The organism is Bacillus sp. JCM 19034, from assembly GCF_001310635.1.
Classification (GTDB): Bacteria; Bacillota; Bacilli; order Bacillales; family Bacillaceae_D; genus Halalkalibacter.
The window spans coordinates 1-11,246 of the sequence record NZ_BAXR01000035.1 but is presented as its reverse complement, the minus strand read 5'-3'; the positions used below and the strand labels follow the sequence as shown (position 1 = coordinate 11,246).

Annotated in this window: 12 protein-coding genes and 3 pseudogenes; 14 read left to right on the top strand and 1 reads right to left on the bottom strand. The window is 35.0% G+C overall.

What is annotated here, in order from left to right:
- Positions 1–245: 245 nt before the first annotated feature.
- Positions 246–445 (bottom strand): annotated as a pseudogene (locus JCM19034_RS20245) (helix-turn-helix domain-containing protein).
- 204 nt (positions 446–649) lie between these two features.
- On the opposite strand from JCM19034_RS20245, the pseudogene JCM19034_RS21395 reads away from it, so the two are divergent.
- From JCM19034_RS21395 to JCM19034_RS20170, 14 genes and pseudogenes are all read left to right on the top strand, one after another.
- Positions 650–1,635, top strand: a pseudogene (locus JCM19034_RS21395) (IS110 family transposase); the annotation flags it as partial.
- 495 nt (positions 1,636–2,130) lie between these two features.
- Positions 2,131–2,514, top strand: a complete 384-nt coding sequence (locus tag JCM19034_RS20225; RefSeq protein WP_062052583.1) for an immunity 22 family protein — start codon at positions 2,131–2,133, stop codon at positions 2,512–2,514.
- A gap of 413 nt (positions 2,515–2,927) precedes the next feature.
- A pseudogene (locus JCM19034_RS20220) lies at positions 2,928–3,332 on the top strand (recombinase family protein); the annotation flags it as partial.
- A 26-nt stretch (positions 3,333–3,358) separates the two neighbouring features.
- Complete coding sequence (locus JCM19034_RS20215) at positions 3,359–3,616, top strand: HNH endonuclease (protein ID WP_062052582.1); 258 nt, start codon at positions 3,359–3,361, stop codon at positions 3,614–3,616.
- A 21-nt stretch (positions 3,617–3,637) separates the two neighbouring features.
- A complete protein-coding gene (locus tag JCM19034_RS20210) occupies positions 3,638–4,111 on the top strand; it encodes an SMI1/KNR4 family protein (RefSeq protein WP_062052581.1) in 474 nt (157 codons plus the stop codon).
- A gap of 999 nt (positions 4,112–5,110) precedes the next feature.
- Entirely contained in the window at positions 5,111–5,524 is a 414-nt protein-coding gene (locus JCM19034_RS20205; RefSeq protein WP_231687075.1) for an HNH endonuclease, read from the top strand.
- 98 nt (positions 5,525–5,622) lie between these two features.
- On the top strand, positions 5,623–6,021 hold the full coding sequence (locus JCM19034_RS20200) for an SMI1/KNR4 family protein (protein WP_231687074.1): 399 nt from the start codon (positions 5,623–5,625) through the stop codon (positions 6,019–6,021).
- Positions 6,022–6,144: 123 nt separating this feature from the next.
- Positions 6,145–6,345 carry an HNH endonuclease gene (locus JCM19034_RS23760; protein WP_062052580.1) on the top strand — a complete coding sequence of 67 codons (201 nt, stop codon included), beginning with the start codon at positions 6,145–6,147 and terminating at the stop codon, positions 6,343–6,345.
- Between the two features lie 21 nt (positions 6,346–6,366).
- Positions 6,367–6,555, top strand: a complete 189-nt coding sequence (locus JCM19034_RS24345) for an SMI1/KNR4 family protein (RefSeq protein WP_269431741.1) — start codon at positions 6,367–6,369, stop codon at positions 6,553–6,555.
- A gap of 50 nt (positions 6,556–6,605) precedes the next feature.
- Complete coding sequence (locus JCM19034_RS24340; RefSeq protein WP_370622285.1) at positions 6,606–6,845, top strand: SMI1/KNR4 family protein; 240 nt, start codon at positions 6,606–6,608, stop codon at positions 6,843–6,845.
- 708 nt (positions 6,846–7,553) lie between these two features.
- Positions 7,554–8,330: a recombinase family protein gene (locus JCM19034_RS20185; RefSeq protein ID WP_062052579.1), complete on the top strand. Its 777-nt coding sequence runs from the start codon at positions 7,554–7,556 to the stop codon at positions 8,328–8,330.
- 198 nt (positions 8,331–8,528) lie between these two features.
- Positions 8,529–9,725: an IS110 family transposase gene (locus tag JCM19034_RS20180; protein WP_197276468.1), complete on the top strand. Its 1,197-nt coding sequence runs from the start codon at positions 8,529–8,531 to the stop codon at positions 9,723–9,725.
- Between the two features lie 112 nt (positions 9,726–9,837).
- Positions 9,838–10,269, top strand: a complete 432-nt coding sequence (locus tag JCM19034_RS20175) for a DNA/RNA non-specific endonuclease (RefSeq protein ID WP_062052577.1) — start codon at positions 9,838–9,840, stop codon at positions 10,267–10,269.
- Positions 10,270–10,280: 11 nt separating this feature from the next.
- On the top strand, positions 10,281–10,757 hold the full coding sequence (locus JCM19034_RS20170; protein ID WP_062052576.1) for a hypothetical protein: 477 nt from the start codon (positions 10,281–10,283) through the stop codon (positions 10,755–10,757).
- Positions 10,758–11,246: the final 489 nt, after the last annotated feature.

Sequence of the window (11,246 nt, the reverse complement as noted above, 5' to 3'; positions counted from 1 at the left end):
CCATTTTTATTCAGATAATAGACTTAAACCTTGTAAGCCCTATACGATGTTTTAACCAATTCTTTAGTACGTACAATATCTTTAAAACGTATGCCCTATCTACTCTTTATTTTATTAAGCAAATAACCATAATTTCATCAGTTACCACCATTTCTATTCTTCAAAGCCATACCTTCGCTTTCTCCTTGCCTTTTTAAATTTTTCGCAACTTTGACGTACAAAAGAACGATTACTATGGCGAGAGGCTACTCCACCTCGATTAACTCCTGAATGTCGATGTCTAACACTTTGCACACTGTTTCTAATGTTGATAGATATACCCTATCTACGTTGTCTGAACAAAGATGGCTTATTGTATTAGGGCGAAGCCTGTCATTCGTGCCAATTCTCGTTGTGAAAGGTCACGTTCTTTAAGGATTTCCTTTAGCTTGATTGTAATAGGCATGGTAATATCCTTCCTCTTTTCATGTTACCTTTTACGATACATCACAAACTTGTATCGGTAAAGGGGTTGATTGTATCGTTAAAGCCGCATACAATGAATTTATGTTAATAATAGCGTCTAAGCGTTACATTAACCCTAATTTGCGTAACGGAGGGGGAAATTATCATGAAAGTTATCGGCGTTATATTTGATTAACAAGGTTACATTGTGAAATTTGTTAACTCCTCTTTATCCAATGCAGAACGGAACAGCTATGCGATGACACAAAAGAATGTAGTTGGGACGCTCAATGTGTGGCAAGGGTTTTAATACGTGACCTACCGTATTTACCTGAAGCTACACCATCTGATATTCATTGGATAATCGCTCAACTTGTTGGAAGAAGAAACGCTTTAGTAAAAGCACAAACTGCTTTGAAAAACCAACTGCATATGCAATTAAACTATCATTATCCAAGCTATAAGGGTTTCTTTTCAGAAGTGGATGGGAAAACAGCTTTAGCCTTTTGGGAAAGCTATCCTTCACCATCTCATTTGGAGGGGGAAACAGTAGAGGACTTACGAACATTCTTACTAGAAGCGAGTAATAATACTTGTTCCACTAGAAAGGCAGAACAAATAATATCACTTGTTCAAGCTGATGGAGAGGTGAAGCGTGAGTACCAAACATCAAGAGACTTTATCATTCAAAGTATGGTTTTTAGATGTTCTCTTTAAGAAGCAGGAAATCAAGAAGGTAGATAAAGAGTTAAAGGTAACCATTAAAACGTTAGGAATGCAGCTCGAAACTAGCCAGGGATTGATACGGTTACTTCTTCTGCATTAATTGCAGAAATTTGTGATATTCATCGGTTCGCTAACTCAGATAAACTAGCAAGATATTCAGGAATAACCCCAATCAAAATGGGTTCGGGCGGTAAAGAAACGATGAAGAAAACCAAGCAAGGTAATCGAAAGCTATATGACATCTTTTACAACCTAGCTGTTCAACAAGTCCAAGTATGTAAAGGGAGTAAAATTCCTCGTAATCCTGTCTTTTATGCTTACTATAATCGTAAGCTAAGTGATGGGAAATCCAAGTCACAAGCCTTACTTTGCATTATGAGAAGATTAGTCAGAATAATCTATGGTATGATGAAAAATAAAACGGCTTATATCATGCCTGAAATGCCTGAAGCGAAAGCTAGTTAATCATATTGGGTGACGGTTGAATAAACTGCCATCCTTTCATAAAGTACATTTTTAGATATTCCTAAGGGTACGGGTAAAGATATACAGATTCCTTCAGTTAGAAATAATGAGTTTAATAAGTGGTTTGATAATCTATCAGTAGATGATTTTGAGAAAATGTGGAGTAATCCTCATTTGAGAAGTAAGATTGAAGATAGGATAAGACGTCCAGGAGGATATCATGAGTGGCACCTTGTAGCAAGAACTCCCCAATTTAAAAAATGGGGTGTAAGCATGGATGATATAAAAGAAATGAGGACCTTAAAGATGTTGAATTTATTAATCCTCCCGGAAGTCATGGAAGGCGAGGTTCTACAAAAGCACATAACGAGATTTTAAAAATCATTGATTCTGCTACTGATTATGATAGTTTTGTAAGAGAGCTAAACAAATGGCTAGTAATAGAATGAAAAATGGAATTTTAGATTTACCAGAAGGTTTAAGGAGGTAAAAACATTGAAAAACGATGTTTCTTTGTGGTTAGGATACTTCGAAAATTTTGATGAGGTCGAAAAATACACTGAAGTAAAATATGACGAAGATGGAGATAGTATTCCTTCTACTTTTGAGAAAGAATTTAAATTAGGATATTATGATAGAGACTTAATTGAAAAAGACTGGATACCGGATGCTGAAGATGATATAAAAGAGCTTCTAGTGGATTTTTCATATGATGATCAGTTAATAAAGCAGTTTAGAGATGTTAAGTTAAACTCTAAATATAATACCATTATTTTGGTTTTTAACTATAATTATGATAAAGAAGGAAGGCATGTAGCTTCAGTAAACGAAAGTGCATACAAATTGGATTTTATAGGTACAGCAGAGTATATAGATTAAATTGTAATATTACAATGAAGAGTAAAGTACTTGATTGTCTACTTTAGGCAGCAAGTGCTTTTTTATTTTATATTTTATGCAATCACGAATGATGCTTTACTGAAATTCATAGTTCATGAAGGTAGTTCCTTCATGGAGTATTGATTTTATATTTGGATTTTGTGAGAAGTATGATAAACAGGCGAGATGACATTTTATATGTCAAGAAGACTTATGATACCGCAAAACCCACAAACTAAAGACAATGACAAAGCTCGTGGCGATAACAATGGGTAACGTGTAAGAGTGTTTCTTATATTGGGTTGGCTTTTAAATCTTGGGTTGTATTTTTACAAGAGACGGTCGTATAATACTCGCTATTCGTTTAAAAAGCGTTACGAAAATTAAAATTTGTGTAACGGGAGGGTGAAAAGTTGAACGTTGTTGGGTATATACGAGTCTCAACTCAAGGGCAAGCTAAAGAGGGATATAGCTTGAAATATCAAGAAGATGAAATTAAAGCATACTGTGAAGAACAAGGTTTTAACTTGATACACATCTTTAGAGATGAAGGAATCAGTGGCGCAAAATTGAATGAAGAAGCACTAGAAATAGACAGGGTGGACTTACAGGAGATGTTGGCTCACCTTTCGTCTGTCCAAATTGATTATGTGGTGGTGCTGAACACAAGCCGATTATGGCGGTCAGATATTGTGAAAGTGCTGATTCAACGAGAGTTGAAGAGATATGGCTGTGATATTAAAAGTATTGAACAACCCTTTTACAGTATCCATAAGAAAGACCCCAACGATTTTTTGGTCAATGGATTAATGGAGCTGAAATAAAGGTTACAAAAGCAGATGGTATGAGGTATGGATTTGCCGACTTTGCAAGTGCAGGTGTTGTAGAAGAGACTGTTCAGCTACCAGATAGATTTTGGAAGATATCGGATAAAGAACAGTTTAAGTGGTTAGATGAACAAATAGGTGGTACAAGAAAAGGGATGACGTGGCATCATACGGAGGTTCCTGGTAAAATGGAGCTAGTCCCCTTTGGTATTCATAATATTACACCTCATAATGGTGGAAGGACTAAAGGTATGTGGGCCGACGCTCCAAGATAATAATATTGAGGAGGTATAGAAATGGAATTTAAGGATGGATCAATAATTTATCCCTTGCCGAACGATACTTTGCTTTCTGAAAAGGAAGGTAAGTGGAGAATAAATTTACCAGAAACGTATAAAGAATTTATAAAAAAATATAATGGTGGTACTCCTATAAAGGATAGTTTTAAGTGTAATAGCCATATTTATGCGATTGATAGGTTTTTATGTATTTTAAAAGTAACCGGGGAAAGAGATGATGAGTATTACGATATAGGAGTAGTTAGAACTCAACTAGACGAAAGAATTGTTTTTGATGAAAATTTAGTAGGTACTGAACTGCTACCAATAGCTGTTTTATTTGCAGGTGACTTTGTTTGCTTAGACTATCGTAACAATGTTGAGGAGCCTATTGTATGCGTTTGGAATCATGAAGAGTCTTCAGATTTAAATCCTATAACATATATTGTAAGTAATAGCTTTGAAGAATTTCTAAATATGTTAACAGAATAGATACTTGTTAGTAGGATCTAACTCTTGATAGAATGCCAGTAAGTTAGTCACACTTATTTAAATAACCTCAAGCACTTGATTGTCTACTATAGGCAACAAGTGCTTTTTGTTTTTTTGTGAGAAATTTTTGCATTGAACAACTAAAAAAGGTTGTATGAAATTCATAGCTCATGAAGGTAGTACCTTCAAGGCATTCTGTTTTAGTATTTTGTTTGTAGAAATAATAAGATAAACAGGCGAGATGACATTTTACATGCCAAGAGGACTTATGATACTGCAAAACCCACAAACTAAAGACAATGACAAAGCTCGTAATGCTAATGGTGGTGACAATAAGAATACATAAAGATAGTGAATAATAAAAAGTGAAGATTTTGAGTGAGACAATAAGAATGTGATTTGTTTGAGAATCGAAAGCTCATGATGGTTGTACCATCATGGAGTATCGTTTTAATACTTGGATAGTAAGAAAAGTACGATAATTAGGCGAGATGACATTTTTTATGGCAGGGGTAGTTATGACAGGGAATGGCTAGAAAACTAACGAGAATGACAAAACTCGTGGCGATAAACAATAGGTAACGTTAAAGTTACTAGGTTTAGCATTAGAGCAGACAAAAATGGGGTTGTATTTTTACAAGAGACGGTCGTATAATACTCGCTATTCGTTTAAAAAGCGTTACGAAAATTAAAATTTATGTAACGGGAGGATCAAAAGTTGAACGTTATTGGGTATATACGAGTCTCCACTCAAGGGCAAGCGAGAGATGGATATGGCACTATGAAACATAAAAACAGCCTAAAAATGACCAATAGTACAAGAAAAAGAAGTAGTTTAATAGGATAGTAAAATGGCTGATTTTTTTATTTTTAGCTTTTAAGATTACAACATAGGGTACGGTTAAAGATAAGGGAGTTAGTGAAACTAATTTAAGAAATATTGATGATTATATAAATGGTAACAAGAAATTTGATGAAGTCATTGAAGACTATGCCAAGTTGTATCAAGAGAAAATTATCTCAAATACGACATGGTCATGGAATAAATCCTTTCCAGGTGCTGATAATTTATCTGCTCGTCAAAAAAGATTGATTAAAGAAAAAGCGATGGCTGATGGTTTGATTCCTGATGTGAAAGTTACTAAAGTAGAAGGAATGAGATATGGGTATGCTGATTTTAAAAGTGCTGGGCTAGTTGTTGATACTAAGCAATTACCAGAAAAGCTATGGTTATTACCAGATGAAGAACAATTTAAATGGCTTGATAAAGCAATAGGTGGACGACCAGAAGGTATGACTTGGCATCACACAGAAATACCAGGTAAGATGGAATTAGTCCCTTTTGGAATACACAATATTACCATACACAATGGTGGGAGGTCACCTGGAATGTGGGCTGATGCTCCAAGATAATTAAACTAAAGAGGAAGGGGTAATAAAATGATAATAAAACAGGATACTATTGTAAAACCATTACCTTCAGAAGATTTGATTAAGAAACATGAAAAGTTTTGGAGACTAAAGTTGCCGGAATCATACTTGGACTTCATAAAAAAAATAACGGAGCAGAGGTAGAAGATGCTACCTTTGAATGTAACAGTCGTATTTATATGATTGAAAGGTTTTTATGTATGTTGGATGACATTGAAAATAACCCTAATGGGATCTATGATATTGATGTTGTATTTTCACAGATAGGGGAAAGATTAACTAATAATGAAGATTTACTAGGTGCAGAAGTATTGCCAATATCGGCTGTTTTCGCAGGTGATTTTGTATGTTTGGATTTTAGAGTTAATAAAGAGAATCCTGCAGTGTGTGTCTGGTCACATGAAGAAGCAGGCGAGTTTGATCCTGTATTTTATAAGATTGCAGATAACTTTACTGAATTTTTAGAGATACTCAAATAAATTGATTACAATGATTTTTTAAGCATTTGATTGTCTAAAGGCAACAGGTGCTTTTTTTTGTGAGAGAATTTTGCTTTGGACAACTTATAATATGATTGTAAGAAATTCATAAAATGGAAGGGGATGAAGACCCGTTCCGCCCAGTTTCAAGAAGATAAAACCGTGTCGAACTTCTTACATTACATCACAATGGGCGGCGATCAAATGGTCGTTGGAGCCGTCAATCCAGATGATAAAATGGAGCTAGTCCCCTTTGGTATTCATAATATTACACCTCATAATGGTGGAAGGACAAAAGGGATGTGGGCCGACGCTCCAAGATAATATTATTGAGGAGGTATAGAAATGGAATTTAAGGATGGATCAATAATATTTCTCTTGCCGGACGATACTTTGCTTTCTGAAAAGGAAGGTAAGTGGAGAATAAATTTACCAGAGACGTATAAAGAATTTATAAAAAAATATAATGGTGGTACTCCTATAAAGGATAGTTTTAAGTGTAATAACCATTCTTATGCAATTGATAAGTTTTAATGTATTTTAAAAGTAACCGGGGAAAGAGATGATGAGTATTACGATACGATATAGGAGTAGTTAGAACACAATTAGACGAAAGAATTGTTTTTGATGAAAATTTAGTAGGTACTGAACTGCTACCAATAGCTGTTTTATTTGCAGGTGACTTTGTTTGCTTAGACTATCGTAACAATGTTGAAGAGCCTATTGTATGCGTTTGGAATCATGAAGAGTCTTCAGATTTAAATCCTATAACATATATTGTAAGTAATAGCTTTGAAGAATTTCTAAATATGTTAACAGAATAGATACTTGTCGGTAGTATCTAAACCTTGATATAATGCCCGTAAGTTAGTAACACTTATTTAATTTACTTTAAGCACTTGATTGTCTAATAGGCAACAGGTGCTTTTTGTTTTTTGTGAGAAATTTATGCTTTGGTCTACATGAAAAATGCTAATGAAAATTCATAACTCATGATGGTTATACCATCAAGGCATTCTGTTTTAATACTGTGTTTGTGAAAATAATAAGATAAATAGGTGAGACTACATTTTACATGCAAAGAGGACTTATTATACTACAAAACCACAAACTAAAGACAACAATGACAAAGCTCGTAGTGCTAAACGATACAGATACATAAATCTAGTAAAAAGAAAGTGAGGATTTTTGAGTGAGACAAAAAGAAAATGATTTACATGAAAATCGAAAGCTCATGATGGTTGTACCATCAAGGAGTATCGTTTTAATACTTGGATAGTAAGAAAAGTACGATAATTAGGAGAGATGACATTTTATATGGTAGGGGTAGTTAAGACAGGGAATGGCTAAAAAACTAACGAGAATGACAAAGCTCTTGGCGATAAAAGGTAGGTTACGTAAGAAGGTTACTAGTTTAGCATCAGGGCAGACAAAAATTGGGTTGTATTTTTACTAGAGAGGGTCGTATAATACTCGCTATTCGTTAAAAAACGTTACGAAAATTAAAATTTATGTAACGGGAGGATGAAAAGTTGAACGTTGTTGGGTATATACGAGTCTCCACTCAAGTGCAGGCAAGAGATGGATATAGCTTGAAATATCAAGAAGAGGAAATTAAAGCATATTGTAAGGAACAAGGCTTAAACTTGATTCATATTTTTAGAGATGAAGGAATTAGTGGCGCAAAACTAAATGAAGAAGCATTAGAAATTGACAGGGTGGGCTTACAGGAAATGTTGGCTCACCTTTCGTCTGTCCAAATTGATTATGTGGTGGTGCTGAACACAAGCCGATTATGGCGGTCAGATATTGTGAAGGTACTGATACAAAGAGAGCTGAAGAAATATGGCTGTGACATTAAAAGCATTGAACAGCCATTTTACAGTATCCATAAGAAAGACCCAAACGATTTTTTGATCAATGGCTTAATGGAGTTATTAGACCAATATCAACGGCTTGAAATTGCCCTCAAACTAACGAAAGGAAGAAATAAAAAGGCAAAGGAAGGTGGATATGCTGGAGGAAGGGCAACATTTGGCTACCAAAAGAAAAAAGGTGAAAAGGAACTAAAGATACATAACGGTCAAGCAGAAGTAGTGAAACGCTTATTTGAGCTTAAACAGCTACATAAGAAATGGTCACTGTCTAGGTTGGCAGAAGCACTGAATGAAGAAGGCTATCAAACAACCCAAGGGAAAGCATTTACGAAAGTACAAGTGAAGCGAATATTAGACCGAGAAAGTTTTTATCAAGGGATATATACATACGGACAAATACAAGCAAATGGAAAACATGAAGCAATTATTTAACAAACTAACTTAAAAAAGGCTCGTATTTTCTTATAAGTTACTATGTAGCGATGAAAATGGATAGGCTTTTCGTACCAATGCGCACCGTTAGGTGAACGCTCGAACTAAGGTTGCCGGCATTTTCATTCAATGATTGACAACTGAATAGGAGGATGAGCCATGCATGAAAAGCAGAAACACTTGTATGTAGGTGTGGACTTGCATAAGCACGACCATGTGGCGGTGGTCATTAATTGTTGGCAAGAGAAACTAGGTGAAATAAAGTTCGAAAATAAGCCTTCCGCCTTCTCCAAGTTTTTACAAGATATTGATAAACTTTTAGATGATGGATTGACGCCTGTATTTGGCTTAGAAGATGTCGGAGGCTATGGACGTTCATTAGCACAGTTTTTAACCGACCATGGCCAGGTTGTGAAAGAAGTAAACCCAGCACTTTCATACGCTGAACGAAAAAGCCACATGACCACACAAAAAAGTGACAGCTGGGATGCAGAATGTGTAGCTAGAGTATTGGTAAACCAATTGAACCAGTTGCCAGACGCTAAACCACATGATTTATATTGGTCGATACAACAATTGGTAACTAGAAGAAATGCATTGGTGAAAGCTCAAGGTGCTTTGAAGAACCAACTGCACATTCAATTGAGCCACCATTATCCAAGCTATAAGAAGTTTTTCTCCGAAGTAGATGGAAAAACAGCATTGGCATTTTGGGAACGATACCCTTCACCTTCAAGTTTAGACGGTGTAAGTGTGAAGAAATTGACCACTTTTTTATTAGAAGCCAGTAACAATGCATGTTCAGTAAAAAAGGCAAATGACATATTGAGGCTAGTTAAAGAAGATGGTCATACAACAAAAGAGCATCAAGAAACGCGAGACTTTCTAGTAAGAAGCATCGTTCGAGACATTGTGTTTAAAAAGAAGGAAATGAACTATGTGGAAAGAGAATTAAAAGAGTTAATGAGTTTACTAGACTTTCAACTAGACTCCATGCCAGGCATTGACCTCGTAACAGCTTCAGCATTAATTGCAGAGATTGGAGACGTAAGACGGTTTCCGAATGCCAACAAATTAGCACGATTTGGGGGTATTGCGCCAGTTTACTTTGGGTCTGGTGGGAAAGGTAAGGAACAAAAAAGCAAACAGGGAAATCGGGCGTTACATGCTTTATTTTACAACCTAGCAGTACAACAAGTGCAAGTAGCAAAAGGAAGTAAACTGCCGAGGAATCCTGTGTTTCATGCTTACTACCTACGAAAGCTTAAGGAAGGCAAAACAAAGGGGCAAGCATTGGTTTGTATCATGAGAAGGCTTGTGAACATTGTTTATGGCATGATGAAGCATAAAACAGCCTATAAATTGCCGATAGTGCACGAGAAAGAAGTAGTTTAATAGGGTGGTATAATGGCTGGTTTTTTTATTTTTAGCTTTTAAGATTACAACATAGGGTACGGGTAATAAAACAGATAAGATTACAGATGGTGTTATTAGAGCCGGAAGTCATATGAGTACGGATGGTGCTTTGAAACCGAATGTTAAGTATAAAGCAGGAGAATATGAGTATTTATATGAGACTGACAATATGGGGAGACTTAAAGAGTTTAATGCAGATGATTTAAAATTAACAGAAAGAGATAGTAGATTACCACATAAATCAAACACGCCTGGAAAAGAAACGGGTGACCATGCTGGACATTTAGCTGGTGATAGGTTTGGGGGCTCTCCAGATTTAGATAATCTTGTATCTCAATCAAGTAATGTGAATTTGAGTAAATACAAGAAGTTAGAAAATCAATGGGCTACAGCCATAAAAGAAGGGAAGAAGGTTTCCGTTAATGTTAAAGTCAATTATGACGGAACTGGATTAAGGCCGACAAGCTTTGAAATAAAATATAATATAGATGGTGTTATTAAGAAAGTAAGATTAAAAAATTAGGGGTGATAGACTTGAGTAAAGTATTTGAAGATTATTTTTCTGAATTACAAGCAGATATGGTAGCTATTTGTTTAGAATACGTTGAAAATAAAGCAGAGGATATTTACATTTACTGTTCCTATGAGCCAGAAATGTATGTTTTTGACGTATTTTTTAAAATAAATAGTCAATTTGTTTTTAAGCATAACTTAAATGATGCAGTAAATAGCATAAGCACGATAGGTAAGAAAGCATTGATTTATGATACCTCTGAACAAAGGCAAGAAGCTGTTTTAGATATTGGACTTGAAAATTTAGAAAAAATTCATGAAAAATGTAAAGAATATGGAAAAGAAATGCCTACAGAGATAAAGTTACATTATAATGTGAAGCAGAATAGTTTAAAAGGAAAATATAGATATGATTTAGTTTATTCAAATGACGAAGAGCTTTTACCAGATGATATTTTCAATTTTTGGTTTGAAGAGGTAAAAAATGGAAATTACTGAAGTGGAAATGTCTTAATTAGTATAAGAGTTCAGCAGTATTCAGGATTGTGTTTTAGAATTAACTACAAGCACTTGTTTGTCTTATTAGGCAACAGGTGTTTTTGTTTTTGTGTTAGAAATTGTTAACTTTGGGCAACATTTGATTATGCTTTGTGAAATTCATAGCTCATGAAGGTAGTACCATCATGGAGTATTGATTTAATATTTTGATTTTTAAGAAGTGCGATAAACAGGTGAAATGACATTTTAAGTGGCAGGAAGACTTATTATACTGCAAAACCCACAAACTAATGAAAATGACAAAGCTCTTGGCGATAAAAGATAGGTTACTTAAGAAGGTTACTAGTTTAGCAACAGGGCAGACAAAAATTGGGTTGTATTTTTACAAGAGACGGTCGTATAATACTCGCTATTCGTTAAAAAAGCGTTACGAAAATTAAAATTTATGTAACGGGAGGGTGAAAAGTTGAACGTTGTTGGGTATATACG

What these genes read in the sequence shown, in the direction of transcription:
- JCM19034_RS23760 (WP_062052580.1), top strand. Translation starts at nt 6,145, where the DNA reads ATGAAGACCCGTTCCGCCCAGTTTCAAGAAGATAAAACCGTGTCGAAC.
- JCM19034_RS24345 (WP_269431741.1), top strand. Translation starts at nt 6,367, where the DNA reads ATGGAATTTAAGGATGGATCAATAATATTTCTCTTGCCGGACGATACT.
- JCM19034_RS20175 (WP_062052577.1), top strand. Translation starts at nt 9,838, where the DNA reads ATGAGTACGGATGGTGCTTTGAAACCGAATGTTAAGTATAAAGCAGGA.
- JCM19034_RS20215 (WP_062052582.1), top strand. Translation starts at nt 3,359, where the DNA reads ATGAGGTATGGATTTGCCGACTTTGCAAGTGCAGGTGTTGTAGAAGAG.
- JCM19034_RS20210 (WP_062052581.1), top strand. Translation starts at nt 3,638, where the DNA reads ATGGAATTTAAGGATGGATCAATAATTTATCCCTTGCCGAACGATACT.